Origin of the sequence: Caballeronia zhejiangensis (assembly GCF_000698575.1) — a bacterium.
GTDB classification, from domain to species: domain Bacteria; phylum Pseudomonadota; class Gammaproteobacteria; order Burkholderiales; family Burkholderiaceae; genus Caballeronia; species Caballeronia zhejiangensis.
Genome location: NZ_JFHD01000001.1, coordinates 650,747 through 675,084, shown reverse-complemented (window position 1 = coordinate 675,084; position 24,338 = coordinate 650,747). Strand labels below are relative to the sequence as shown.

Genomic DNA, 24,338 nt, shown 5'->3' with positions numbered 1-24,338 from the left:
TCGGCAGAGCCGCATCGCGTGCATCGCCAAAAAAATCGCCAAAAAGCGAATCCGCAGCGTTTTGCGGGGGGCGCGCAGCATTTTCTGCTGCGGCCTTCGCGGTCTTTGCCCGACGATTCAATAGCCGCGCGTGCGGTCGATTTCGCCGATCATGCGCTCGCCCGCGCGATGACGGCGCAAGTTCTCCAGCACCATTTCGACGGCGGTTTCGGGCCGCGTGGCGCTCGCGATATGCGGCGTGAGACGCACACGCGGATGCGTCCAGAAAGGATGCTCGCGCGGCAAGGGCTCGGGATCGGTGACGTCGAGAATCGCGGCGTTCAGATGCCCGCTATCGAGCGCATCGAGCAGATCCTGCTGGATCACATGCGGACCGCGCCCGACATTGATGAACGATGCGCCCTTCGGCAAGGTCTCGAACACGCGTTTGCCGATAAGCCCGCGCGTCGCATCCGTGAGCGGCAGCAGGCACACGAGGATATCGGTGCGCGCGAGAAACGCATCGAGCGATGCCGCGCCCGCATGACATTCGACGCCTTCGATCTCATGCGGCGAACGGCTCCAGCCCGCGCAATCGAAGCCGAACGCACGCAGCGTGTTCAGCACGGCGGTGCCGAGCATGCCGAGACCGAGCACGCCGACGCGCCGCGTCGAAGCCGCGCGCACCGGCATCTCGCGCCACACGCGCTCGCGTTGCTGCGCGGCGTAATCGAAAAGATCGCGATGAATCGTGAGCACGGCTTGCGTCACATACTCGACCATGCCTTCGACGATGCCCGGCTCCGTCATCCGCACGACCGCGACATGCGGCGGCACGCCGGACAGATCGAACTGATCGATGCCCGCGCCGACCGAGAAGATCACGTCGAGATTGGGGAATGTCTGCATGACATCCGCGGGCGGCTGCCACGCGGCGAGATAGTGCACGGCATTGGCATCGCCGATATCGGGCCATACGCGAAACGGCACGTCGGGCGCTTTCAGCGCGAAGTGCGTGGCCCATTGCTTGCCGCGTTCGGGATCGGCTTTATAGAGGATCGTCATCGTGTTCAACCCAGCGCCTGGTTGATGATCGCAAACTGCGCTACCGATGCGTCATGCGGCGGCGTGCCATTGCGCGCCATTTTGATGACGGTATCGACGCGCTTCATGCCGATGCTTTCGAGCCACGCCGACAAGCCGTTTTCATCGGGCGTGTCGATGCGCGTGAACTTGCCTTCGTCATGCGCGAGCCAATGGGCGATGAGCGCTTGCGCGCGGCGCGCGTGCTGCGCGTCGGCGGTGACGGAAACCACCGGACCGATCGCATGGCCGCGCCCGAATTCGCGGATCAGCGCGAAGCCCAGCACTTCGCCGTCGCGTTCGAGCACGATGCCGTCGGCAATTTTCAGCAGCGCAGGCAGGAGCGTGCTTCGATCGAGTCCGCTTGCGCGCGATGCAAGCGCGACGAGTGCATCCGTATCGCGCGGATCGATCGCACGCAGGCGCTCGCCTTGCGCGAGATCGATGCGCGGCACGGCGAAATCGGCGGATTGATGCTGATGAATCGCACCGATGCGCGCGAACCCGAGCTTCGCGTAAAGCGGCTCGCCTGCGGGCGTCGCGTGCAGCACGGTGATGCGCTTGCCGAGCGCTTCGAGCAGCAGTTCCATCAGCTTGCGGCCGATGCCTTTGCCCTGGCAGTCCGGCGCGACGATCACCATGCCGAGCGATCCGCCATCGTCGCCGTACTTCCAGCACAGCGCGGTGCCGACGACACGCTCGCCTTCCTGCGCGATGAAGCCCGCGCCGGCGTCGAGCACGAAGCGCCAGTCGTCGGCGCGATGCGGCCATTTGACTTCGACCGAAAGCGCGTGAGCGGCGGCGATGTCATCGGCGGTGAAAGGGCGATACAGCAGAGTGGATGTTTCGGCAGCGGACACGGCATGCTCCACGTCAGAGGATGCCCGCCACTGTGACACGCGGCCCTCGCGCGCGGATAGGACGATCCTGTTGCTTACGCGGCGCTTGCCTTGTTGCGCATTCCGAGCCACGTCAATCCGGCCGCGCCGAATCCGAGCGCCGCGACCGCGATCCACAGCGCGATGGAAAACGATCCGGTGTGCGCGGCGATCGGTGCGGCGACGAGCGGTCCCGCGATCTGACCGAGCCCGTATGAGGCGGTCGCGTATCCCATCAATCCGGCTGCGGCTTCGCCACGCAGGCGGCGCGCTTCGCGCATCGCGAACAGGGTGATGGCGGTGAACGGCAAGCCCAGCAGCAAACTGCCGATGCCGAAGCCGAGCGCGCTCGGAAACACGATGCCGAGCAAGATGCCGAGCGCCTGAATCAGATAGCACGCAGCGCAAAGCAGCCGGTTGTCCCACGACAGCGGCAGCCGCGCGGCGACCAGCGCGCCGGCGATCAGCGCCAGTCCGAAGGCAGGCCAGAAGAGATCGGGCCACGGCGAGCCCGGCAAGGCCTGTCGCGCGATGACGGGCAGAAACGTCGCGGTGATGATGTAGCCGAATCCCGCGAGACCGTAAAGGCCGACGAGCCCGGTCGAATCGACGCGCGCCGATGCGTTCGCCACGCTTTTGGCGGCATGCGCCGGGCTGCGCGCGACCGGCGCCCGATGCGCGAACGCCTGCCACACGAACACGCCCGCCACCGCCGAGCAGAGCGCGAATCCGATCCATACCGATGGCGCGGGCACGCCGAGCGCCGCGGCGGCCGCGCCGAGCAAACCGGTCGCGACGATGCCCACGCCCGGCCCCGCGTAGATGACGCCGGCGAGACCGTGCGCATCGAGTTCCGCGAGCCGCCGCAATCCCCATTGCGACGCGAACACGAAGGCCCACGCGCTGACGACGCCCGCCGCGAAACGTATCGCGGCCCACATCCAGAAGAGATGGATGACGCCCATCGCGAGCGTCAGCGCGATGGTACACGCGAGCGCGAGACGCACCATGCGCGCGTGATCGATGCGGATCGCCGCGCACGACAACGCGCCGATCAGATAGCCGGCGTAATTGGCCGATGCGAGCCAGCCGCCGTGCCGGATATCGAGCGCGCCGCTGTTGAGCATCAGCGGGAGGAGCGGCGTGAAGGCGAACCGGCCGACGCCGAGCGCCACCGCCAGCACGACGGCGCACGCGAGCGCGGCGTTTCGGGCGTGATGCGCGGGCAGCGGCGAAGCGTGAGCGTGCGAGGCCATGAGTCGGTCGGCGAAGAAGGGATAAACCCCATCGTAGCTTGACCGATCCATCTTGAAAAATGAATAATCGAGATGAGATCAATCTTCGGAAAAGATCATGGATTTGTCTGCATTGAACATTTTCAGGGCCGTCGTGCGCGAAAACGGCGTGACGCGCGCGGCCGCGAAGCTCAATCGCGTGCAGTCGAACGTGACGACGCGCATCCGTCAACTGGAGGAGACGCTCGGCACCGATCTCTTCATCCGCGATGGCCGCCGTCTCGTGCTGACGCCCGCCGGCGAAACCCTGCTGCCGTATGCCGAACGTCTGCTCGCGCTCGCGGAGGAGGCGCGTCATGCGGTCAGCGAGAATCGTCCGCAGGGGCGGCTGCGGCTCGGGACGATGGAGAGCACCGCCGCGAGCCGTCTGCCGCGCGTGCTGGCCGCGTATCACCAGCGCTGGCCGCAGGTCACGCTCGAACTGACGACGGGCGTGACGCGCGCGCTCATCGACAGCGTGCGTGCGTTCGAAGTCGACGCGGCGGTGATGGCGCGGCCGATCGAGCCCGACACGCTGCCCGCCGAGCAATTCGAGTCCGTGCCAGTGTTCGAGGAGGAACTGACGCTCGTCACGCCGCGCGGGCAGCATCCGTCGACGATGGCGCAGGCGAGCGCCGGCCTCACGCTCATCGCGTTCGAGCGTGGCTGCGCGTATCGCTCATACGCGACGCGCTGGTACGAGCAGCAGGGCATCCGTCCCGCGCGGGTGCTGGAACTGGGTTCGTATCACGCGATCGTCGCGTGCGTGGCGGCCGGTGCGGGCGTCGCGGTGGCGCCGCGCTCGGTGCTCGAACTCGCGCGTCTGGATGACGAAGTGGATCTGCATCCGATGGGCGAATTCGGTCGCATCGACACCTTGCTCGTCTGGCGCAAGGGGCATTTTTCGGCCGCGCTCAACGCGATGCGCGAGCTTCTGGCGGAACGTCCCGATGACGCAAAGGCGGCGTGACGATGTCGTCTGACATCAGTTAGCTATCGAATGACGCGGGCGAAGCTCATTTCACGAGCGCCTTGATGGCCAGTTTCTTTGCCATCTGGAATGTCTTGGGAAAGGTCGTTTCGATGCCCAGCACGACGCGGCTCGATAACCGCTCCATGTCCTTCGGGCAATTGAACGCCATGCCGTTGAACTCGCGCAGATTCAGCGGCTTGATCTTCGACTGGAACTGCAGGAAGCGGTGAGAAACCGGAATGAAATGCGACGTCAGAGAGCTGCGCGAAAATTGCGGACGCGTCGTGCGCAGACTGCCGTGAATCGTTTTCGAATTCCATAGAAGCACGTCGCCCTTTTGCAGGAATGGCGCGCGAAATTCGAGCCGTTGTTCGGAGAGGATCTTCTTGACCAGCTCCTTGTACTGGCCGTGATTGAACGCGACGTCGAAGTTTTTTCCGTTCTTCACCATGTCGATGCGATGACTTTGCGGCACGACGAAGAAACGCCCGGCTCCCGCGTCGATATCTTCGAGCGCGTACCAGCATCCGACCATCGTGCCGATCAGTTCGCTATCGAGGTAATACGTGTCCTGATGCGGCCACGTCTCCGCGTTGCCTTCGAAATACATGCTCTGCACGAGCTTGCCTTCTTCCGAAAAAATCTCGCGTGTAATGGCTTTGACAGGCGTGCTCGCGAACGCCTTCACCGCGAGATTCTTGAGCGGCGCGAACGCTACGTCGCCGAGCGACTGAAGGTTGAGCAGCGGATTCATCACGAAGCCGTATTCGTTGATCCGGTTTTTTTCCGGATTCGCAGTGGCCTGCCGGTAGATGTATCCGGGGTACTGCTTGACCGTTTTATCGAATGCATTGCGGATCGAATCGCACGCGGCCCCGTCCACGACGCGGCGCACGACCACATAGCCGTTTTCCTCGTAGTATTGCTTTGCGCCAGCGAGGTCGGTCAGGTCGAACGTGGCCGAATTTTCTTCGACCGTTTCCGGAATTTCTATCTCGGTTCCAATCGGACTGAGGATTTTGTACATGATGGCCCCAAAGGCGGAACAGACCGGCTGCACGCGGACTGAATGTTCCGCACAAGCCTATGCCGGGCGATCGGACTCACGTCGCACCTGACCGATTCCGCCAAGGGAATGGCCTCAAGCGGCAATAAGCTGCAATAAGCGGCAATAAGCGGCCGCTCACTCGAACTCGAAGTTGCGCCGCGAGTAGAAGCGCTGAAGCTCGTGTTGCTGCGGCCGCACGCCGGTGAAAACTTCGACGTATTCCGGAATGCGCGACATGCGCACCGCCATGTCTTCGTGGAGCTTCATCGACACATAGCCGGCCTGCGTGTAATACGCGACGCGCGCGCGGACGTCGGCGGCGCGCGGTTCATAGTCGAAGCGCACGAACAGCGCCGTCAATGCCGCGATGCGTTGCGCATCGTCCTGCGCCATCTGCTCCGCGATCTCCTGCGATTGCTGCGACCAACTGCGCATCGCGGCTTCGAAGCGCGAGTCGAAGAGCGAATCGTCGAACCAGCAGTCGAAGACGTTGAGCATCGCTTCGCACACGCTGTCCGCGTATGCCTCGGTTCGTTCGATCCAGTGGCCGGTGTTCTTCTGCTTCCATCGGCCGAGCAACGCGGCAAGCAGTTCCTCGCGGTCCTTGAAGAACCAGTAAAAACTCGTGCGCGAAAGATTCAGCTTCTTTGCGAGCGGAAGTATGCGGACCGCATCCACGCCTCCTTCGACAAGCCCTTCGTACGCCGCGTCCAGCCACATGTCGGCGGAGCCGCGCACCGCGTCGAGGGTCTGATCCATTTCGTTTTTTCCTGTATGCGTTCGGCTGTACACCATTGTCTCTCTACTTGACACATGTGTACAGAGCTTCTACGCTTGATTCACAACCGGCGTTCGTTCCCACTTGCTTCGAAGAGGCGCTCATGTCCACGGATCCGCTGCTGCAGCCCTATACGCTGAAACATCTCACGTTTCGAAACCGGATCATGACGACCTCGCATGAACCGGCTTACGCCGACGACGGGATGCCGAAGGAGCGTTATCGGGCGTATCACGTCGAAAGGGCGAAAGCGGGAATCGCATTGACGATGACAGCCGGCTCCGCAGCGGTTTCGAAGGACAGTCCGCCGGTCTTCAACAACATCCTCGCGTACAAGGACGAAGTGGTGCCGTGGATGAAGGATCTCGTCGACGAATGTCACGAGCACGGCGCGAAGGTGATGATCCAGCTGACGCATCTGGGCCGGCGCACGCGCTGGGACACGGGCGACTGGCTGCCCGCGGTGTCGCCTTCGCATTGCCGCGAGCCTGCGCACAGGACCTTCCCGAAGAAGCTGGAAGACTGGGACATCGAACGCATCGTGCGCGATTTCGCGGATGCCGCCGAGCGCATGAAAGCAGCCGGGCTCGACGGGATGGAGATCGAATCGTATGGTCATTTGATGGACCAGTTCTGGTCGCCTCTGACGAATACGCTCGAAGGTCCATATGGCGGTTCGCTCGATAACCGCATGCGCTTCACGTTCGATGTGTTGCGCGCGATTCGCGAGCGCGTCGGGGAGCGCTTTCTCGTCGGCCTTCGCTATACGGCCGATGAAATGCTCGCGGGCGGCATCACGAAGGAAGAGGGCATCGAGATTTCGATGCGCCTCAAGAACAGCGGTCTCGTCGATTTTCTCAACGTCATTCGCGGGCATCTGGAAACGGATGCCGCCCTGACCGACGTAATCCCGATCATGGGCATGAAGAGCGCGCCGCATCTGGAGTTCGCGGGCGAGATCAGGCGGGCAACGGACTTTCCGACGTTTCATGCCGGGCGCATTCAGGACGTCGCCACGGCGCGCTATGCGATCGAAGCCGGCAAGCTCGACATGGTCGGCATGACGCGCGCGCACATGACCGATCCGCATATCGTGCGCAAGATCATCGAGCGCAGGGAGGACGACATCCGTCCGTGCGTGGGCGCGAACTATTGTCTCGATCGCATCTATCAGGGCGGCATGGCGCTGTGCATCCACAATGCCGCGACGGGCCGCGAACTCGAGATGCCGCACACCATCGCGCCGGCCGCGACGAAGCGCAGGATCGTCATCGTCGGCGCGGGGCCGGCGGGACTCGAAGCGGCGCGCGTCGCGGGCGAGCGCGGGCATGACGTCGTCGTGCTCGAAGCGATGAACGATCCCGGCGGCCAGATTCGTCTCACCGCGCAGAACGTCCGCCGCAAGGAGATGATGGGCATCATCGACTGGCGCATGGCGCAGTGCGAAAAGCTCGGCGTCCGGTTCAAGTTCAACACGTGGGCGGATACGGAAACGGTGCTCGCGGCGCAACCCGATGTAGTGATCGTCGCGACCGGCGGCATGCCGCACACGGAGGTTTGCAGCGAAGGCAACGAGCATGTGGTCTCGTCGTGGGACATCATTTCCGGCGACGTGAAGCCCGGCGCGAACGTGCTCATCTTCGACGATGCCGGCGATCACGCCGCGCTTCAGGCTGCCGAAACGATCGCGCAGGCGGGCGGCAAGGTGGAAGTGATGACGCCCGACCGCTCGTTCTCGCCCGAAGTCATGAGCATGAATCTCGTGCCCTACATGCGCTCGCTGCAAAAGCTCGCGACCACCTTCACGGTGACGTTCCGGCTGGAATCGGTGCGTCGCGAAGGCGGTGAACTGGTGGCGACCATCGGCAGCGATTACGGCGGCGTGACGAAGGAGCAGCGTCACGATCAGATCGTCGTCAATCACGGCACGATTCCGATGGACGAGCTTTACTTCGAGCTCAAGCCGCTATCGAAAAACCGCGGCGCGGTGAATTACGACGAACTCATCGACGGCAGGCCGCAGAGCGGAGAGACGAATCCCGAAGGACAGTTCCAGCTTTTCAGAATCGGCGATGCGGTATCGGCGCGCAACACGCACGCCGCGATCTATGACGCACTTCGTCTGGTGAAGGATCTGTGAGCGCGGTTACGGACTCAGCCGGCTGACCTTCGTGCCTTCGAGCGACACGCCGGCCATGAGACCGGCATTCGTCAGCACGAAGACCTCGACGGGATTCGTGGCCGTGGTCGTATCGAGCTGGCCGTTCGCGCCGAGCCTGGCGACCGCGACGGTCGCATCGGTGCCGGCCGCCCAGCCGTCGCGCCGACGGAATTGCGCGAGCGCATCGTCGGTCAGGAACACATAGATGATCGCTTTCGATTGCGCGCCAATCTGCAAGCCGAACGAGCCGCCCGCCGTGCTGTAGTAGCCGTCGGTGCGGCCATCGATACGCAATGCGCCTTCGCCATATTGCGCGCCGAACCAGAAGCCCGCCGCGATCACGCGAGGAAAAACGAGCACGCCGCGCGCCTTGCTCACGAGTTCGCGCGAGCCGTTCACGGAAACATATAACCGTTGCAGCGTCGCATCGACGGCGGCGTCGATGGCGCGATCGCGATCGGCCGTGCCGGCTGCGGTTTCGCCGGACGACGGACCCGTGGTCGTGCATCCGGCAATGCACAGCGCCGCCGCCGCCATGCCGCCGGTGAGCAAAAGACGCCTCTTGTTCTTCTGATTCATACGGTTCCTCTCATCGACAGTATCGTGGGCTCTCGCACTATACAAGCGTATTGCGCAGAGGGAAACGGTCCGAAGTCTGCTACGCCGATGCAAAGTCGGGACATCGGATTCGAGAGGATAAGAACATGAAGCGGCTTCGGGCATTCGTATGCGTGTTGATGTCGACGTGTTTGAGCAGCGCTTATGCGGCGCACGAGACGGCATCGCCGAATCATCATCGTCATCACGCCAAGGCGAAGTCCGCGCATGCAAGCGGGATCGATCGCTCAGGCAAGCCGCGCAAGGGCGAGGCTTCGTACTACGGCCGCAAGTTCTACAAGAAAAAAATGGCCGATGGCACACACATGGATCCGCAGTCCAACGCGGCCGCGAGCAAGACCCTTCCGCTCGGCACCAAGGCGCGCGTCACGAATCTCGAGAACGGCAACAGCGATGTCGTCGAGATCAAGGACCGCGGTCCTTATGCGAAGAACCGGATCGTGGATGTATCGCCGAAGACGGCGGACAAGCTCGGGATCAAAAAGGATGGCACCGCACCCGTCGAAGTAAAGCCGATCGAAGTTCCGCAGGCGGAAACAAAGTAGGATGGCGAAATAAATCACGTCGCGCTTCGCGCGGGTCCGCTGACGGGGAAATCCGCGAAAAGCCTGCATACCGCAGTCGCATTGCGGCAGAGATGAAGTTGCTCGCGGAACCGATGATCGCAAAAGTGCTCCGCGACTTCACCGAGCAAATGCAGATGCGTCATGCTCACGCGCTCGGGAACGAAGAGGGCGATCACATCCGTCACCGGCTTTCCATCGGGCGCGGCGTAGGGAATCGGCGCTGCGGGGCGGATATACAGCGCCATCGCCTGATTCACTTCTTCGAGTTGTCCGTGCGGGACGGCAACGCCTTCGCCAAGCGCGGTCGAACCGAGCGCCTCGCGGGCCGCGAGGCATGACGTGACTTGATCCGCCGCGAATCCATATCGATGGTCGACGAAGCGCCCGATCGTGCTGAAAAGCGCGTCCCGATTCGCGATATCCGCGCCGAGCAATATGTGCTCCGGCGTCAGCAGGCCGGATAGCGAAGTCGGTTCGTCGCGCGGCTTGACGATATGCGCCGCCGAATCACCGCCGATCGAAACGCTGTGTTCCATGAGGTTGCGCCAGGCATCGGAAGGCGTGTCCGGAACTTCGAGCAAGCCGCTTACTTTTGCCGATGGCGCGACGTCGGACAGACGATCGATCGCGCCGTGAAGGGCCGTTCGCGGCAGGATCAGCGTGAGCCGGACGCGATCGCGTTCGTGCAGTGGCGTGACGCGTATCGTCCACGGTTCGCCCACGCAGTCGCGCACGAGCGAGCGGCGCAGCGGCGTGGCATGTTTTGCGTCGATGGTTACGTGAACCATCACATGACGGCTCTCGCCGAATGGCGCGACGCGGCCCGGCGCGGTTCTCGCGAAGCCCAATCGCGCGATGAAGGCTGACAGCGCGCTGACCATGTCGACTCCTTTACGGACGCGTGGCGAAGCAAGCACTTCAGCATAAACCCGCGCACATGAAGACGACGTAAAAATGCTCAGGCGTGTGGAGAGCGAGACTCGTATGAAGCGCTCACGGCGCTTTGCATCGTGATCAGAGGGACGGAAGGGACAAATCGCGCACGTCGGAAGAGCAAAACGCGACGCGCGCGCCGATCAGTGCATGCAGGTTATGTTGCAGGCAGCGTAGAAGATACGCGGAAGACTGATCTTCGCGTCCGAGTTGCCTTTGCTTTGCGAGGCGCGTCTGCTGCCGGGCGATCATCCCCTTGCAGTCTTGAATATGGCGGTCGATTACCGTCAATTCTTTGCTCAATCTGTCACCGATACGAGAAAAAGCCCGCCGTGAGAGAGGGCGGGCCATGCGTTGCGAGCGCGCTGAGGCGGGGGCCAAAGCGCCATTTCAGAATAGCCGGGTTCGTCGATGGAATGGCCGTCCGTAACTGATCCCAAACGGGTGGCTCATGGCGTTTTTCGGGCTCGCCGCCCTCCAGTTCCGGCCGGGGTTGCCGATAAACCAGCGATCCGCGTCCCAAAGCGCTCGCAGCGTCTATCCACACTTTCCCGATGAAACTCAGTCTCAAGATTCCCCTCGCATTCGCCGCCGCGCTCGTTTTGATGTTCGCCGGCGCCCTCTATGGCATTTTCGCGCTCAACGGCTCCATCGATGCGTACCGCACCGAAGTCGCGGCCAACGTCGCCAGCGAGCGCATGGTTTCGGAGATGCTCGTCACGTTCAAGCTGCAGGTGCAGGAGTGGAAGGACACGCTCCTGCGCGGCAAGGATCCGCAGAAGCTGCAGAAGTACTGGAGCGCTTTCGAAACCCGCGAGCGCACCGTCAACAAGCTCGCGGACGAACTCAAGCGCACGCTGCCCGCAGGAGAAGGCCGCGATCTGATCGAGCGATTCGCGTCCGCGCACCTCGCGATGGGCACCGGATACCGGCGCGGCTTCGAAGCGTTCAAGTCGGCGGGATTCGAGGCATCTGCCGGGGATAGCGCAGTTGCAGGCGTCGACCGTGAACCGGCCGAGCTGCTCGAACAGGCCGCGAGGAAAATCGCCGCCGACAGCGCCCGCGTCTCCGCGCAAGCCGACGCCGATGCGCGGCAGGCATCGTTCGCCAGCATCGCGTTGATGCTCGTCGTGCTGGCGCTCGCGCTCATCGGCGGATACGTGTTCAGCCGCAGCGTGTCGCGTCCGCTCAATCGTGCGCTGGGCTGCGCGCAGGCTGTTGCAACGGGCGATCTGTCGCTCGAGTTCGATGCGCGCGGCAAGGACGAAATCGCGGAACTGCTCGTCGCGCTCAAGCACATGCAGACGAGTCTCGCGAAGGTGGTCGGGCAGGTGCGTCATAACGCGGAAGGCGTCGCGACCGCGAGCGCGCAGATCGCATCGGGCAATCTCGATCTGTCCTCGCGTACCGAGGAACAGGCCGCATCGCTGCAGGAAACCGCGGCCAGCATGGAAGAAATCACGGCGACCGTGCGGCAGAACGCGGAGCACGCGGCCGCTGCGTCGTCGCTCGCGCAAACCGCATGGCAAACCGCTGCGTCCGGTGGCGACACGATGGAGCAGGTCATCGAGACCATGCAAGGCATCTCCGAAAGCTCGGGCAAGGTGAGCGAGATCATCGCCGTCATCGATGCCATCGCGTTCCAGACCAACATCCTCGCGTTGAACGCGGCCGTGGAAGCAGCGCGCGCCGGCGAGGAAGGGCGCGGCTTTGCGGTCGTCGCGGCCGAAGTCCGCTCGCTCGCGCAACGCAGCGCGTCGGCGGCGAAGGAGATCAAGGTGCTGATCGAACAGTCGACGGGCCGCGTCGAAACCGGCGCGGCGCTGGTGCGCGATGCGGGCGCGATCATCGCCGATATCGTCGGTTCGGTGCAACGCGTGACGGGCGTCGTCGGCGAGATTTCGGCGGCGTCGGAAGAGCAGCGCAGCGGCATCGAGCAAGTCAATCTGGCCGTGACGCAAATGGACGAAGTCACGCAGCAGAATGCCGCGCTGGTCGAGCAGGCGTCCGCGGCCGCGCACGCGCTGGCGGAACAGTCCGCGTCGCTGCGTGACGCGGTGGCGGTGTTCAGATTGCGCGGTGACGCGGTTCAGGCTGCATGAGCACGCGCGATAAACTGTGCCGCATGAACGCAACGAAACGGAAGACTCTCTGACGATGCAACGAAAGGAGCGAGCCCCCACGCGCAATCACGACCAGGCGCGGCCGGCCACGCTGATCGACTCTGTCTGGCGCGTGATGCTTCGCGTCGCGTTCCGGCTCGCGCGCGCGTGGTGGAGCCTTCGACAGCCTGAGCACGAAGGCGCGCTCGTGGCGATCTACGTCGGATCGATGCTCCTCCTGGTGAAGCCGTCGTATCGGCTCGAATGGAACTTGCCCGGCGGAAGTATCGACCCGGGCGAGACGCCTCATGCCGCGGCGCTGCGCGAACTCGAAGAAGAGATCGGCCTCACGTCGCATCCGCTACGCCCTGCGGGCAGCGCGTGCGGCATATGGGACGGACGGCGCGACACCGTGCATTTCTTCGAGCTGCATCTCGATGCGATGCCCGGATTGCGGCTCGATAATCGCGAGATCATCGCCGTGCACTGGGCGTCGCCGGAAGAATTGCGCGGCCTTGCGTTGACGGACGCAGCGGCCGCGTATTGCGAGACTCAGCTTTGATCGCCCCAGAGGTCGTCGACCGCGCGGATCGCGAGCAAGTAGCCGTTCGCGCCGGCTCCGCAGATGACCGCGGTGGCGGCCACCGAGATCGTCGAATGGCGATACTCCTCTGAGCGCCGATGAATGTTCGTGATGTGCACTTCCACCACCGGCCGGCGAATCAGCTTGACCGCGTCGAGCACCGGAATCCGCCCGAACGAAAAACCTGCCGGGTTGATGATCAGCGCGGCGTCCTGCAAGAACGCCTCCTGAATCCAGTCGATCAGTTGACTTTCGCTGTTGGTCTGACGGAATACGCAGTCGAACTTGAGCGTCTCGCCGAGCGCGAGACAGTTCTGTTCGATGTCCTTTAGCGTCGTATGCCCGTAGATGTGCGGCTCCCGTGCGCCGAGCATGTTCAGATTGGAGCCGTTGAGAATGTAGAGTTTGCGAGCCATGGTGTCAGTGGGTAGCGCTGCGTTCGAGGGACGTGTCTTTGGTTTCCCGCGACGTCGCGATCATGAGGAAGGAAAGCAGGTTCAGCGAGCCGCAGACAGCGACGATGGCCCACGGTGAACCGTGAAAGGCATTGAGCAGCGCGACCGCGACGATCGGCATCGGTCCGCCGGTGAGCAGATTGGCGCCGGAGTAGGACAGCGCGGAGCCCGTGTAGCGCGCTTCGGTCGGAAACGATTCTGCGAACCACACCGGCTGAATGCCGCTCTGGAACTGTGTGAAGCCGAGGAAGGCGCCCATCACGGCCATCGTCATGGCGATGGAGTGCTGATTGAGGATCGGAAAGTAGATCAGGCAGCAGATCAGCGTGCAGAAGGAGCCGATCATCAGCGCGCGCTTGCGCCCGATCCGGTCGCTCAGATAGCCGCCCGCCAGAGCGCCCACGATGGCGCAGACATTGGCGACCATCAGCAGCATGAAGCCGGTCTGTTTGGGCACGCCGAGGTTCTTCGTCAGATAGCTGAGCGAGAACACCACGATCAGATAGAACAGCGCAGCCGGGCCGCAGAAGAACAGCGTGAGGCGCAGCGCGGTGCGCCAGTGGAACTTGAATACGACGCCGAGGGGATTCGCGGCGCGCGCGCCTTCGCCTTTCTTCCTGAGCGCCTCGAATGCCGGCGTCTCGCTGACCTTCATGCGGATATAGATGCCGAGCAGCACGAGCACGAAACTCGCGAGGAACGGGATTCTCCATCCGAACGATTCGAAGTCATCGGCCGACAGCAAGGCGGACAACGTGAAGAGCGCGAGATTGGCGAGTATCTGGCTGAGCGGCGAGCAAATGCCGAGCAGGCCCGAATACAGCCCGCGCTTCGAAGCGGATGCGTGTTCGACGGCCATCAATTGCGCGCCCGTCGATTCCCCGCCGAGCGCGAAACCCTGAACGATGCGCAAGGAGACCAGCAACGTGGGCGCGAGGATGCCGACTTGCTGATAAGTGGGCAGCAGTCCCATCAGGAACGACGACGCGCCCATCACCGAGACCGTTATCAGCATGAGGTTGCGGCGTCCCCAGCGATCGCCGAGCATGCCGCAGATCACCGCGCCGAGGGGCCGCGCGGCAAGCCCGGCCCAGAAGCTCGCGAGCGATGCGAGCAGTGAGGCGGTCGGGTCGAGGGACGGGAAGAACAGCTTGGGAAAGATCGTGGCCGCGACCACGCCGTACAACGCGAAGTCGAACCATTCCAGCGCCGTACCGACGGTGGCGCCCGCCACCGCGCGACGCGCCATCAAGTGAGCCTGTGCGGATCGTTCGCTCGCGGCAATGTTTGGGTCAGCGATGACTGACATGACGTCTCCTGAATTTTCGGTATCTTCAAACGTTCGTTTCTGGTGACGAACAGATGCTATTGTTTGCGCTGCCAAAGCGAGGCGTTCCGCACCGGAACTGCGTTTCATATCACGAAAATAGCCAAACGATGTCGCTGAAAAACGGTCTGCGTGTCCTCGACTTTCTCGCGTCGCAAGGCGAAGGCGCGGGCCTTTTGGCCATCGCCGATGCGCTCGGCTTGCCGCGCAGCACATGCCACCGCGTGCTCGTCGAGCTCGTCGAAGGCGGCTATGTCAGGCAGATGGCCGATCACGGCCGCTACATCCTGACCATGCGGATGACATCGAACGGGCTGGAATTCCTGAGTCTCACGGGCATCGCGGATATCGCCCAGCCGATCATCGAACGCGTCGCCGCGCGGACCGGCGAACTGGCGCGTCTGTCGCTGGTGGACGGTGAAGCGATCATCTGGGTAGGGAAGGCAGACGGGCAACGCACCGGCTTTCGCTACGATCCCGACATGGGCCAGGCAGCGCAGCTTTCGTGCACATCGACCGGACACGCATGGCTCATGACGATGTCCGATGAACGCGCGGCCGCGCTCGTGCTGAAGCAGGGCTTCGGGCAGCCGAACGAGTTCGGACCCAATGCGCCGACGACGCTCAAGGCGCTACTCGGTTTCCTGCACGCGGCGCGCGTGCGTGGCTACGCGATGATCGACGAGGTGTTTGCGCCGCGCATGTCGGCGGTGGCCGTGCCTGTGGTCAGCGGCTCGCGCTGCGTCGGCGTGATCAGCCTGGCCGGTCCGCGCGTGCGGCTGACCGCCGAGAAGATTCACGAGTATTCGGTCCTGCTGCTCGAAGCTTCCAATGAGCTGGCCCAGTTGAGCAATCTCGCGGGATTTCCGAGCCGGCCGCCGCTCGGCAAGGGATGAGCGTTCGGCCCTTTCGGTCGCGCCCGGCAGCGACTCGCGCGGCATCGGGATCGGCCTGGTGCACAAGTTCTGATCGCGACGGCGTTCTGTCGACGATCGAACGCACATCTCACCGATTCGCTTGCTGCGCCGCTACCAGCGCACGCCAAAAGCCGCGCACAAGTCAGCGATGGCGGACTGATCCAGCGGAGCGGGACGCGGCGTCGTCATGAGCCACAGACGCGCGGTTTCTTCGAGTTCCTCGAGCGCATACGAAGCGTGCGAGACGCTGCGTTCCCACACTACCGGCCCGAGCCGTTCGAGCAATACGGCCCGCACGGACGACGCACGCCGCGCGATTTCCGCGGCCACCTGCGGGTCGCCCGGACGCCGGTATCGCACGAGCGGCACATGCCCGACCTTCATCACGTAGTACGGCGTGATGGGCGGCAGCACGTCTTCATCGCTCCATACGCCCGCGAGCGTCAGCGCGACGAGCGAAGTGGAATGCGTATGCACGATGCCGCGCGTATCGGCGTTGTTTTCGTAGATTCGGCGATGCAGTTCCAGCGTCTTCGATGGCCGCGCGCCCGACACATGCCGGCCTTGCGCATCGACCTTCGCGATGTCCGCCGGATCGAGCCGCCCGAGACAGGCGTCGGTCGGCGTGATGAGCCAGCCATCGTCGCAGCGCGCGCTGATATTGCCCGCGCTGCCCACGGTATAGCCGCGCGCATAGAGGCTCGCGCCGACCGCGCAGATTTCCTCGCGCAATTTCGCGTCGGTCATCACGAACGTTCTCCTTCGGCATAGCGCAGGGCCTTCGCGAAGAAATCGCGTGCGCCGAAGTTGCCCGACTTGAGCGCGAGCACGAGCGGCGTCTCGCCGAGCGCGACCGTGACGGGCACGCCCGGATCGATCGGCGGTCCGATCTGCAGCATGTCGACGCCGAGCGCCTGCACCACCGCGCCCGAGGTCTCGCCGCCCGCCACCACGAACTTGCGCACGCCGCGCGCCTTCGCCTCGCGGGCGATGGCGGCGAGCGCATCCTCGACGAGCTTGCCCGCCGCCGCGACGCCCAGCTCGCGTTGCACTTCGCTCACTTCGTCGGGCGCGGCGGTCGCATAGACCAGCACCGGCTGCGTCGCGTGCGTATCGATGAAAGCGAGCGCTGCCTCGACGACGGCTTCGCCACGCGCGAGCGCACGCGGATCGATGCGGTACGCGGGGCGCGTCTCGAGCCATTCCGCGACCTGCGCGTTGGTTGCCTTCGACGCGCTGCCTGCCAGAACGAGCGCCGGGCCGCTGACGGCCGGAAGATCGGCGGCCTTGTCGTTCGGCTCGATCAGTCCCGCGCGGCGGAAATTTTCCGGCAATCCGATGGCGACGCCCGAGCCGCCCGTGACGAGCGGCAACTCCGCGCACGCTTCGCCGAGCGTGCGCAGGTCGGCATCGGTGAGCGCATCGGCGATGGCGAGGCGCACGCCGTCGGCGCGCAGCTTCGCGATCGCGTCGCGCACGGCATCGGCGCCCGCCGCGACCGTCGCGCTCGCGATCAGGCCGACTGTCGACTTCGACTGACGCTGCAGCACGCGCACGAGGTTGGGATCGCGCATCGGCGTGAGCGGATGGTTCTCCATGCCGGATTCGTTGAGCAGCGCATCGCCGACGAACAGATGTCCGCGATACACGGTGCGCCCGTTCTCCGGAAACGCCGGGCAGGCGATCGCGAAGTCGCCTTCGCCGCCGTCGGCGAGCGCATCGAGCAGCGCCTCGGCAACCGGTCCGATGTTGCCCGCATCGGTCGAATCGAAGGTCGAGCAGTACTTGAAGAAAAACCGACGGCAGCCCTGGCCGCGCAGCCAGTCGAGCGCGGCGAGCGACTGCGCGATGGCGTCGTCCGCAGCGATGGTGCGCGATTTGAGCGCGACGACGAGCGCGTCGACATCGTCGAGCACGGCGGATGCTGGCACGCCGATGGTCTGGATCGTACGCATGCCGCCGCGCACCAGCGTGCTGGCGAGGTCGGTGGCGCCGGTGAAATCGTCGGCGATGCATCCCAGAACGGGACGGCGATGGCTTGTTTGCATGGTGTTCCCTCCGGCGGCCGATTGTACGGCGCAGTGAACATTCCGTGTTAATCGATGTTAAAAAAATTGACTGTAATGATAAAGAGCGTTAACGTCTGCTCCATTGGGCGCGGGCTGTGTCCGCGACCTGTCACCCCGTTCGCCGGCTAACGTGCGTCGGCAACGCTTTTTTGCGCGGATCCCAAGATGAACTTCGAACTTCTGTTTTCCCCGGCTTCGTCGGCGCACGCGGGCCAGCCGGTGCGTTACGCGCTGACCGGCGCGAAGGGCGGTTTCGCCCGCACGCTGCTCGCGCAGACGCGGCTGATGGCGCGCCTCTTTCCGGCGGTCCTGTGCGATCTCGACGTCGCCGGGTTGCGCGCGATGTGCATCGAGCTGGGTTTCGATGAAGCCGCGCTCGTCGAATGCGCCGATGCCGCGAGCGTCGCCGCGCTCGACGCCGGCAAGATCGCGCTCGTCGCCGACGTCGCGCTGATCGCCTCGGCGCAGTACGACATCCTCGTCGAAGCGACCGGCAATCCGTCGGTGGGCTATCGCGTGGCGGTCGCGGCGCTCATCGCGAAGCGCCACGTCGCGATGGTGAGCAAGGAAGTCGATTCGGTCGCGGGCGTGTCGCTCGCGCGGCTCGCCCAGCGCCAGGGCGTCGTCTACACGACGGCGGACGGCGATCAGCCGTCGAACCTGATCGGCTGGGTGACGTGGGCGCGCGTGCTGGGGCTCGATGTCGTCGCGGCGGGCAAGTCGAGCGAATACGACCTCGTGTTCGACGATGCGACCGGCAAGGTCACACAGCTCGATCAGACGTTCGAAGCGCCGGAACTCGCCGGCCTCATGTCGCTCGGCGACGACATTCCCGCGACGCTCGCCGCGCGCCGCGAAGCGCTGCGCGGCCGCAAGACATCGGCGACGGCGGATTACTGCGAGATGAGCGTCGTCGCGACGAACACGAACCTCGTATCCGACGTCGAACTGCTGCATTACCCGGTCGCGCGCACGACCGAACTTGCCGACATCTACGCGCTGCGCGAAGACGGCGGCGTGCTGTCGCGCTCGGGCGTCATCGACGTGTTCAACATGCTGCGCCGTCCCGACGAGGCGAGCTTCGCGGGCGGCGTGTTCGTCGTCGTGCGTACCTTCGATGCGCCGACGTGGGAACTGCTCGCGCAAAAGGGCCACGTCGTGAGCCGCAACGGCCGCTACGCGTGCCTGTATCTGCCGTATCACTTCATGGGCGTCGAGACGCCGATCACGCTGCTCGACGCGGTGCTGCACGGGCGTCCGTCGGGCGCGGCGAAGCCGGCGCAATGCGTCGTGCTGGCGGGCCGCGCGAACGTGGATATCGCCGCGGGCACGGTGCTGCACATGGGCGGCCATCATCACGACGTGACCGGCGTGCAGGCCGTGCTGCTCGATCGCAGGAACGCCCCCGCCGATGTCGCGCCGCTGTATCTCGCGGCTCACACGACGCTCGCACGCGATGTGAAGGCGGGCGAACTCATCACGATCGCCGATCTATACAACCCCGACGAAGCGCTGTTGAGCGCATGGACGACGGGCTGCGCCTGAGCGCCGCACGTTCCGATAACGACGAAATCATTCGAACACTGAATCAGGAAGGGGACACCATGCGGGGAGAATTCGGGACGATCACGATGGCCGTGATCGCGATTGTCGTGCTGATCGTTTTGATCGCGCGATACAGGCTGAGTCCGTTCATCGCGCTGACGCTGGTCGCGCTCGGACTCGGGCTCGCGGCGGGCGTGACGCCGGAGCACGCGATCGACAGCTTCACGAAGGGCTTCGGCGGCGCGCTGGCGCGCACCGGGCCGGTCGTGGGTCTGGGCGCGGTGCTGGGCGGCATCATGATCGGCACGGGCGGCGCGGACCGCATCGCGAATGCGTTCGTCGGCAAGCGGCCGTTGTGGCTCGCGCCGTGGACGGTCTGCGCGGCGGCGCTCTTGATCGGCATGCCGCATCTGTTCGACGTGAGCTTCATCATGCTCGCGCCGCTCGTCTATACGATCGCGCGGCGCACCGGCAGCCATCTGCTGTATATCGGCTTGCCGCTCGCAGCCGGCCTTTACGTGTCGCACGGTCTGCTGCCGCCGCATCCGGCGCCGACGCTCGCCGTGACCGCGTATCACGCCAACACCGGCCTCACGCTGCTTTACGGTCTCATCATCGCGATTCCGGCGGCGGTGATTACCGGTCCGCTCTTCACCGCGTTCGCGCGACGCAGCTTCGGCCCGGCGCCCGATCTTTCGAAGGGCCCCGGCGGCACGCGCACCGATGCGGAGAACGCCACCGACGTGTCGCTCGCGCTGTCCGTGCTGTGCCTGCTGATTCCGCCCGGACTGATGCTCGCGGGCACCGTCGGGATGGACTACAGCACGAAGGGCACCGGGCAATACGTGTTCTTCCAGTCGCTCAACGATCCGATCCTGTCGCTGCTTGCCGCGGTGATCTTCGCGTTCTTCGCGCTCGGCATCAAGGCGCGATTCCCGCTCGCTGACATGCAGAAGATGATCGGCAAGGGCATCGCGCCGCTCTCGGCGATCCTGCTGATTCTCGGCGCGGGCGGCGGCTTCAAGCAGATGCTGACATCGATCCATCTGGACACCATCATCGTCACGCACACGGCGAGCTGGGCCGTGAGCCCGCTCGTGCTGGCATGGGTGATCGCCGCGCTGCTGCGCGTGTGCGTCGGCTCGGCGACGGTCGCGACGGTGGCGGCTTCGGGCATCGTCGCGCCGCTGCTTATGTCGCATCCGGGCGTCTCGCCGGAACTGATGGTGCTCGCGACCGCATCCGGCGCGGTGATGCTGTCGCATGTGAACGACTCCGGCTTCTGGCTTTTCAAGGAGTATTTCCAGCTGACGGTCTCGCAGACCCTGCGGACGTGGACGCTGATGCTGTGCGTGCAGTCGCTGGTCGGGCTCGCGGGGGTGCTGCTCATCAACATGTTCATCGGCTAAGATAAGCGACCCCCGGCGAGCCCGCGCGCCGGGGCGCTTAATGAAGGTTTTCTCATGTCGAGCCAGGCCAAACCCGATGCATCCGATGTCCCGCTGATTCCCGATCAGCGGCGCGAGGCCATGCTGCGCCAGTTGCGCCGGGACAAGGTGCTGTCGGTGCATCAGCTGATGGAATCGTTCAACTGTTCGCACATGACGGTGCGGCGCGATATCGCCGCACTCGAGGAAGCCGGATTCGTCTATACGGTGCCGGGCGGCGTGCGGATCGCGAGTCATCTGAACAGCGAGCCGAGCCATCAGTCGAAGGCGGTCGTCGAACAGCCGCAGAAGCAGGCCATCGCGCGCCGCGCCGCAGAAGGTCTGCGCTCCGGCATGTCGATCTATCTCGATGCCGGCACGACCATGCTGTCGTTCGTGCCGCATATCGTCGAGCTGTCGGACATGACGGTCGTGACCAACGACTTCCAGATCGTGCGCGAACTCGCCAGCGCGACGCATGTGAACGTCATACACATCGGCGGACAGCTCGATCACCGGAACCTGTCGAGCGTCGGCACGCTCGCGGCGGCGACGCTGCGCCAGGTCGTGCTCGACGTCGCGTTCATCTCGGCGAGTTCGTGGGACTTGCGCCGTGGCGTGACCACGCCTTCCGCGCCGAAAGTCGAAGTCAAGCTCGCTGCGATGGAAGCCGCCTCGCGCAACGTGCTCACGGTCGCGAGTTCGAAATACGGAACGGTCGGGCTATACAAGGTAGCGAGTCTCGAAAGCTTCGATCAGGTCATCACCGACGATGGCCTCGCCCCGGCTGCCGCAACGGGCATCCGTCAATCGGGAATCGATCTGGCGCTGGCCGCAGTCGAGTGATCCCGGCGGCTCGCCGCACGCATCCATTTTTCGAAAGCGCGTTTCACATCGCGGGACACGCGTCGCGCGTGCGGCGCTTCGACTTTTCGCGGCTTGAAAGCGTGTTTTGCATCGCAAAAACGATCGGCCATCTCGTTGATTTAAAACGATAAATACTGTCTTGTGTCTTATATAAGACTTGGCTCGCCAGCAAAGAAAGGGCGTTACCATGTAGTCATGCGGTTTCGCTTCGACTATTCATCTAACGCGCTTTGTTCTTAGGAGAGTCACATGGCCCAGTATCAAGACGACATCAAGGCAGTTGCCGGTTTGAAAGAGAATCACGGCAGCGCGTGGAGTGCCATCAATCCCGAATATGCCGCGCGCATGCGTGCGCAGAACAAGTTCAAGACGGGCCTCGACATCGCGAAGTACACGGCGAAAATCATGCGTGCCGACATGGCCGCCTACGACGCCGACCCGTCGAAGTACACGCAGTCGCTCGGTTGCTGGCACGGATTCATCGGCCAGCAGAAGATGATCTCCATCAAGAAGCACTTCAACAGCACCGAGCGCCGTTACCTTTATCTGTCCGGCTGGATGGTCGCCGCGCTGCGCTCCGAGTTCGGTCCGCTGCCGGATCAGTCGATGCACGAAAAAACCTCGGTCAGCGCGCTGATCCGCGAGTTGTACACGTTCCTGCGCCAGGCCGACGCGCGTGAGTTGGGCGGCCTGTTCCGTCAGCTCGATGCGGCCGAAGGCGCTGCCAAGGCCGCCATTCAGGAAAAGATCGACAACCACGTGACGCACGTCGTGCCGATCATCGCCGACATCGACGCGGGTTTCGGCAACGCGGAAGCGACGTATCTGCTTGCCAAGCAGTTCATCGAAGCGGGCGCGTGCTGCATCCAGATCGAAAATCAGGTGTCCGACGAGAAGCAGTGCGGTCACCAGGACGGGAAAGTCACCGTGCCGCACGAGGATTTCCTCGCCAAGATTCGCGCGATCCGTTACGCGTTCCTGGAACTCGGTGTCGACGACGGCATCATCGTGGCGCGTACCGATTCGCTCGGCGCGGGCCTCACCAAGCAGATTGCCGTGACGCGCACACCGGGCGACCTGGGCGATCAATACAATTCGTTCCTCGATTGCGAAGAACTGACGGCGGACGAACTGGGCAATGGCGACGTCATCATCAAGCGTGACGGCAAGCTGCTGCGTCCCAAGCGCCTGCCGAGCAACCTGTTCCAGTTCCGTGCCGGCTCGGGCGAGGCGCGCTGCGTGCTGGATTGCGTCACCGCGCTGCAGAACGGCGCCGACCTGCTGTGGATCGAAACCGAGAAACCGCATATCGCGCAGATCGGCGGCATGGTCAGCGAGATCCGCAAGGTCATTCCGAACGCCAAGCTGGTGTACAACAACAGCCCGTCGTTCAACTGGACGCTGAACTTCCGCCAGCAGGCGTACGACGCGATGAAGGCCGCGGGCAAGGATGTTTCGGCCTACGACCGCGCCCAGTTGATGAGCGTGGAATACGATCAGACCGAACTCGCGCAGCTCGCCGATGAAAAGATCCGCACCTTCCAGGCCGACGCGTCGCGCGAAGCGGGCATCTTCCATCATCTGATCACGCTGCCGACGTATCACACGGCCGCGCTGTCGACCGACAATCTCGCCAAGGAATACTTCGGCGACCAGGGCATGCTGGGTTATGTGGCGGGCGTGCAGCGCAAGGAAATCCGTCAGGGCATCGCGTGCGTGAAGCACCAGAACATGTCCGGCTCGGACATCGGCGACGATCACAAGGAGTATTTCAGCGGCGAAGCGGCTTTGAAGGCGGCGGGGAAAGACAACACGATGAACCAGTTCTGATCGCGCTCGTACTTCACGCGAAATGACAAATGGCCCGATCGGCTTGCGCTGATCGGGCCATATTTGCGTTCATCAAGACCTACCGGGGAACGCGCCGCGCTGAATCAGGAATTCGTCCAGTTGCTCGAACGTTTCGGGCATTGCTTCGTCCATTCCCTCGATGGCGACGTCGAGCGCTTCCTTCGACGGATACAGCTCGTGCATCACGAGCAGCGTCTTGCCATCCTTCTCTTCGAAGGTCACGGTCGTGACGGCGCCATCGTCGCTTTCCTCGTTGGTCCAGACGAGGCGCGCATCCGGAACCACGTCGAGGTATCTGCCGAAGAACGCCATGGGCGCCGATGCCTCGGGATGAGCGAACGCCAGCCGATAGCGCCCGCCGACACGCACGTCCTGTTCGCACGAGAGCAGGGTCGCACCGCTCGACTTCGGTACCCACCATTGCCGGAAAAGCTCGGGCGTGGTCCACGCTTCGAACACGAGCCGCGGCGGCGCGTCGAAGATTCGCGTGATGACCATCTCGCGCTCGGACTTGCGCTCCGATGCGGTGCGGTTGCTCGTGCGGTTGTTCGTGCGGGCGGACTCATTTTCTCTGCTTGCGACCATCACGTTTCTCCTTGCGTTCGAGTTCCTCGATGACCGTGTCCAGCGCGTCGAAACGTTCATGCTTTCATGCACTGTCGATGCTCCGGCCGTTCGCCGCCACCAATGCGATGGTGAATTGTGCGCCACCTTCTTCGCGATTGACAGCCGCGATCCGCGCGCCGAATCCGTCGACGATGGGCGACGTGATCGCGAGCCCGAGGCCGGGTCCGTGTCCGCGCGGCTTGGTCGTGACGAGCGGATCGAACAGATGCGCGAAGTTTTCCGAAGGCGAGGTTCGCGGCACGCGCCGCATTCCGAAATTTCAGAATCGCTCGATTTT

Annotated in this window: 24 protein-coding genes; 10 read left to right on the top strand and 14 right to left on the bottom strand. The window is 63.9% G+C overall.

Annotated elements, in window-relative coordinates; all coding sequences use genetic code 11:
• Positions 1 to 117: 117 nt before the first annotated feature.
• The 3 genes from BG60_RS03070 to BG60_RS03060 all read right to left on the bottom strand — a co-directional run bounded on the left by BG60_RS03070 (position 118) and on the right by BG60_RS03060 (position 3,196).
• On the bottom strand, positions 118 to 1,044 hold the full coding sequence (locus tag BG60_RS03070) for a 2-hydroxyacid dehydrogenase (RefSeq protein WP_008346958.1): 927 nt from the start codon (positions 1,042 to 1,044) through the stop codon (positions 118 to 120).
• A gap of 5 nt (positions 1,045 to 1,049) precedes the next feature.
• Positions 1,050 to 1,922, bottom strand: coding sequence for a GNAT family N-acetyltransferase (locus BG60_RS03065; protein ID WP_034470248.1), 873 nt, complete (start codon positions 1,920 to 1,922; stop codon positions 1,050 to 1,052).
• 74 nt (positions 1,923 to 1,996) lie between these two features.
• Positions 1,997 to 3,196 (bottom strand): YbfB/YjiJ family MFS transporter, encoded by a 1,200-nt coding sequence (locus tag BG60_RS03060; RefSeq protein ID WP_008346955.1) that lies wholly within the window; start codon positions 3,194 to 3,196, stop codon positions 1,997 to 1,999.
• A gap of 97 nt (positions 3,197 to 3,293) precedes the next feature.
• On the opposite strand from BG60_RS03060, the gene BG60_RS03055 reads away from it, so the two are divergent.
• The gene (locus BG60_RS03055; RefSeq protein ID WP_008346954.1) at positions 3,294 to 4,184 is read left to right on the top strand and encodes a LysR family transcriptional regulator; all 891 of its coding nucleotides are present in this window, start codon (positions 3,294 to 3,296) and stop codon (positions 4,182 to 4,184) included.
• Between the two features lie 46 nt (positions 4,185 to 4,230).
• Here the strand turns inward: BG60_RS03055 and BG60_RS03050 are convergent, their stop codons facing one another.
• Together BG60_RS03050 and BG60_RS03045 are read right to left on the bottom strand one after the other, a co-directional pair.
• A complete protein-coding gene (locus BG60_RS03050; RefSeq protein WP_008346952.1) occupies positions 4,231 to 5,214 on the bottom strand; it encodes a phytanoyl-CoA dioxygenase family protein in 984 nt (327 codons plus the stop codon).
• A gap of 156 nt (positions 5,215 to 5,370) precedes the next feature.
• On the bottom strand, positions 5,371 to 5,994 hold the full coding sequence (locus BG60_RS03045; protein ID WP_008346950.1) for a TetR/AcrR family transcriptional regulator: 624 nt from the start codon (positions 5,992 to 5,994) through the stop codon (positions 5,371 to 5,373).
• Positions 5,995 to 6,116: 122 nt separating this feature from the next.
• Here BG60_RS03045 and BG60_RS03040 point away from each other — a divergent pair, with 122 nt between their 5' ends.
• Entirely contained in the window at positions 6,117 to 8,153 is a 2,037-nt protein-coding gene (locus tag BG60_RS03040) for an NADH:flavin oxidoreductase (RefSeq protein ID WP_008346949.1), read from the top strand.
• Positions 8,154 to 8,159: 6 nt separating this feature from the next.
• Here BG60_RS03040 and BG60_RS03035 read toward each other — a convergent pair whose 3' ends face one another.
• Positions 8,160 to 8,753: a BPSL1445 family SYLF domain-containing lipoprotein gene (locus tag BG60_RS03035; protein WP_008346946.1), complete on the bottom strand. Its 594-nt coding sequence runs from the start codon at positions 8,751 to 8,753 to the stop codon at positions 8,160 to 8,162.
• A 125-nt stretch (positions 8,754 to 8,878) separates the two neighbouring features.
• On the opposite strand from BG60_RS03035, the gene BG60_RS03030 reads away from it, so the two are divergent.
• Positions 8,879 to 9,337: a septal ring lytic transglycosylase RlpA family protein gene (locus tag BG60_RS03030; protein WP_008346944.1), complete on the top strand. Its 459-nt coding sequence runs from the start codon at positions 8,879 to 8,881 to the stop codon at positions 9,335 to 9,337.
• 14 nt (positions 9,338 to 9,351) lie between these two features.
• Here BG60_RS03030 and BG60_RS03025 read toward each other — a convergent pair whose 3' ends face one another.
• Complete coding sequence (locus tag BG60_RS03025; RefSeq protein ID WP_008346942.1) at positions 9,352 to 10,239, bottom strand: PTS sugar transporter subunit IIA; 888 nt, start codon at positions 10,237 to 10,239, stop codon at positions 9,352 to 9,354.
• Positions 10,240 to 10,372: 133 nt separating this feature from the next.
• The gene (locus tag BG60_RS38100) at positions 10,373 to 10,642 is read right to left on the bottom strand and encodes a hypothetical protein (protein WP_152563169.1); all 270 of its coding nucleotides are present in this window, start codon (positions 10,640 to 10,642) and stop codon (positions 10,373 to 10,375) included.
• 203 nt (positions 10,643 to 10,845) lie between these two features.
• Between BG60_RS38100 and BG60_RS03020 the strand changes: the two genes are divergently transcribed.
• Together BG60_RS03020 and BG60_RS03015 are read left to right on the top strand one after the other, a co-directional pair.
• Positions 10,846 to 12,393: a methyl-accepting chemotaxis protein gene (locus tag BG60_RS03020; protein WP_008346940.1), complete on the top strand. Its 1,548-nt coding sequence runs from the start codon at positions 10,846 to 10,848 to the stop codon at positions 12,391 to 12,393.
• 55 nt (positions 12,394 to 12,448) lie between these two features.
• The gene (locus BG60_RS03015) at positions 12,449 to 12,955 is read left to right on the top strand and encodes an NUDIX domain-containing protein (RefSeq protein WP_033537185.1); all 507 of its coding nucleotides are present in this window, start codon (positions 12,449 to 12,451) and stop codon (positions 12,953 to 12,955) included.
• Here the strand turns inward: BG60_RS03015 and BG60_RS03010 are convergent.
• On the bottom strand, positions 12,946 to 13,392 hold the full coding sequence (locus BG60_RS03010; protein ID WP_008346936.1) for a type II 3-dehydroquinate dehydratase: 447 nt from the start codon (positions 13,390 to 13,392) through the stop codon (positions 12,946 to 12,948). The two genes, BG60_RS03015 and BG60_RS03010, sit on opposite strands and share 10 nt — an antisense overlap.
• Before the next feature lie 4 nt (positions 13,393 to 13,396).
• Positions 13,397 to 14,680 carry an MFS transporter gene (locus BG60_RS03005; protein ID WP_008346933.1) on the bottom strand — a complete coding sequence of 428 codons (1,284 nt, stop codon included), beginning with the start codon at positions 14,678 to 14,680 and terminating at the stop codon, positions 13,397 to 13,399.
• A gap of 188 nt (positions 14,681 to 14,868) precedes the next feature.
• Between BG60_RS03005 and BG60_RS03000 the strand changes: the two genes are divergently transcribed.
• Positions 14,869 to 15,654, top strand: a complete 786-nt coding sequence (locus tag BG60_RS03000; protein WP_008346931.1) for an IclR family transcriptional regulator — start codon at positions 14,869 to 14,871, stop codon at positions 15,652 to 15,654.
• 132 nt (positions 15,655 to 15,786) lie between these two features.
• On the opposite strand, the gene otnC is transcribed toward BG60_RS03000, so the two are convergent.
• Entirely contained in the window at positions 15,787 to 16,422 is a 636-nt protein-coding gene (otnC, locus tag BG60_RS02995) for a 3-oxo-tetronate 4-phosphate decarboxylase (RefSeq protein ID WP_008346930.1), read from the bottom strand.
• The gene (gene otnK, locus BG60_RS02990; protein ID WP_034470207.1) at positions 16,422 to 17,723 is read right to left on the bottom strand and encodes a 3-oxo-tetronate kinase; all 1,302 of its coding nucleotides are present in this window, start codon (positions 17,721 to 17,723) and stop codon (positions 16,422 to 16,424) included. The genes otnC and otnK overlap by 1 nt, the downstream gene beginning before the upstream one ends.
• Before the next feature lie 186 nt (positions 17,724 to 17,909).
• Here otnK and BG60_RS02985 point away from each other — a divergent pair, with 186 nt between their 5' ends.
• From BG60_RS02985 to BG60_RS02970, 4 genes are all read left to right on the top strand, one after another.
• A complete protein-coding gene (locus BG60_RS02985; RefSeq protein WP_008346927.1) occupies positions 17,910 to 19,289 on the top strand; it encodes a homoserine dehydrogenase NAD-binding protein in 1,380 nt (459 codons plus the stop codon).
• 59 nt (positions 19,290 to 19,348) lie between these two features.
• Complete coding sequence (locus BG60_RS02980) at positions 19,349 to 20,698, top strand: GntT/GntP/DsdX family permease (protein WP_033537184.1); 1,350 nt, start codon at positions 19,349 to 19,351, stop codon at positions 20,696 to 20,698.
• Positions 20,699 to 20,752: 54 nt separating this feature from the next.
• On the top strand, positions 20,753 to 21,562 hold the full coding sequence (locus BG60_RS02975) for a DeoR/GlpR family DNA-binding transcription regulator (protein ID WP_008346923.1): 810 nt from the start codon (positions 20,753 to 20,755) through the stop codon (positions 21,560 to 21,562).
• Between the two features lie 270 nt (positions 21,563 to 21,832).
• Positions 21,833 to 23,413 carry an isocitrate lyase gene (locus BG60_RS02970; protein WP_008346921.1) on the top strand — a complete coding sequence of 527 codons (1,581 nt, stop codon included), beginning with the start codon at positions 21,833 to 21,835 and terminating at the stop codon, positions 23,411 to 23,413.
• Between the two features lie 72 nt (positions 23,414 to 23,485).
• On the opposite strand, the gene BG60_RS02965 is transcribed toward BG60_RS02970, so the two are convergent.
• A complete protein-coding gene (locus BG60_RS02965) occupies positions 23,486 to 24,019 on the bottom strand; it encodes an SRPBCC family protein (protein ID WP_008346919.1) in 534 nt (177 codons plus the stop codon).
• A gap of 64 nt (positions 24,020 to 24,083) precedes the next feature.
• Complete coding sequence (locus BG60_RS02960; protein WP_404989940.1) at positions 24,084 to 24,302, bottom strand: ATP-binding protein; 219 nt, start codon at positions 24,300 to 24,302, stop codon at positions 24,084 to 24,086.
• Between the last annotated feature and the right edge of the window lie 36 nt (positions 24,303 to 24,338).

What these genes read in the sequence shown, in the direction of transcription:
- BG60_RS02975 (WP_008346923.1), top strand. Translation starts at nt 20,753, where the DNA reads ATGTCGAGCCAGGCCAAACCCGATGCATCCGATGTCCCGCTGATTCCC.
- BG60_RS03040 (WP_008346949.1), top strand. Translation starts at nt 6,117, where the DNA reads ATGTCCACGGATCCGCTGCTGCAGCCCTATACGCTGAAACATCTCACG.
- BG60_RS03030 (WP_008346944.1), top strand. Translation starts at nt 8,879, where the DNA reads ATGAAGCGGCTTCGGGCATTCGTATGCGTGTTGATGTCGACGTGTTTG.
- otnC (WP_008346930.1), bottom strand. Translation starts at nt 16,422, where the DNA reads ATGACCGACGCGAAATTGCGCGAGGAAATCTGCGCGGTCGGCGCGAGC.
- BG60_RS02980 (WP_033537184.1), top strand. Translation starts at nt 19,349, where the DNA reads ATGCGGGGAGAATTCGGGACGATCACGATGGCCGTGATCGCGATTGTC.
- BG60_RS03025 (WP_008346942.1), bottom strand. Translation starts at nt 10,239, where the DNA reads ATGGTCAGCGCGCTGTCAGCCTTCATCGCGCGATTGGGCTTCGCGAGA.
- BG60_RS03005 (WP_008346933.1), bottom strand. Translation starts at nt 14,680, where the DNA reads ATGGCGCGTCGCGCGGTGGCGGGCGCCACCGTCGGTACGGCGCTGGAA.
- otnK (WP_034470207.1), bottom strand. Translation starts at nt 17,723, where the DNA reads ATGCAAACAAGCCATCGCCGTCCCGTTCTGGGATGCATCGCCGACGAT.
- BG60_RS03070 (WP_008346958.1), bottom strand. Translation starts at nt 1,044, where the DNA reads ATGACGATCCTCTATAAAGCCGATCCCGAACGCGGCAAGCAATGGGCC.
- BG60_RS03000 (WP_008346931.1), top strand. Translation starts at nt 14,869, where the DNA reads ATGTCGCTGAAAAACGGTCTGCGTGTCCTCGACTTTCTCGCGTCGCAA.
- BG60_RS02985 (WP_008346927.1), top strand. Translation starts at nt 17,910, where the DNA reads ATGAACTTCGAACTTCTGTTTTCCCCGGCTTCGTCGGCGCACGCGGGC.
- BG60_RS03060 (WP_008346955.1), bottom strand. Translation starts at nt 3,196, where the DNA reads ATGGCCTCGCACGCTCACGCTTCGCCGCTGCCCGCGCATCACGCCCGA.
- BG60_RS03020 (WP_008346940.1), top strand. Translation starts at nt 10,846, where the DNA reads ATGAAACTCAGTCTCAAGATTCCCCTCGCATTCGCCGCCGCGCTCGTT.
- BG60_RS03015 (WP_033537185.1), top strand. Translation starts at nt 12,449, where the DNA reads ATGCAACGAAAGGAGCGAGCCCCCACGCGCAATCACGACCAGGCGCGG.
- BG60_RS03055 (WP_008346954.1), top strand. Translation starts at nt 3,294, where the DNA reads ATGGATTTGTCTGCATTGAACATTTTCAGGGCCGTCGTGCGCGAAAAC.
- BG60_RS03050 (WP_008346952.1), bottom strand. Translation starts at nt 5,214, where the DNA reads ATGTACAAAATCCTCAGTCCGATTGGAACCGAGATAGAAATTCCGGAA.
- BG60_RS38100 (WP_152563169.1), bottom strand. Translation starts at nt 10,642, where the DNA reads ATGGCCCGCCCTCTCTCACGGCGGGCTTTTTCTCGTATCGGTGACAGA.
- BG60_RS02965 (WP_008346919.1), bottom strand. Translation starts at nt 24,019, where the DNA reads ATGGTCGCAAGCAGAGAAAATGAGTCCGCCCGCACGAACAACCGCACG.
- BG60_RS03010 (WP_008346936.1), bottom strand. Translation starts at nt 13,392, where the DNA reads ATGGCTCGCAAACTCTACATTCTCAACGGCTCCAATCTGAACATGCTC.
- BG60_RS03035 (WP_008346946.1), bottom strand. Translation starts at nt 8,753, where the DNA reads ATGAATCAGAAGAACAAGAGGCGTCTTTTGCTCACCGGCGGCATGGCG.
- BG60_RS03045 (WP_008346950.1), bottom strand. Translation starts at nt 5,994, where the DNA reads ATGGATCAGACCCTCGACGCGGTGCGCGGCTCCGCCGACATGTGGCTG.
- BG60_RS02970 (WP_008346921.1), top strand. Translation starts at nt 21,833, where the DNA reads ATGGCCCAGTATCAAGACGACATCAAGGCAGTTGCCGGTTTGAAAGAG.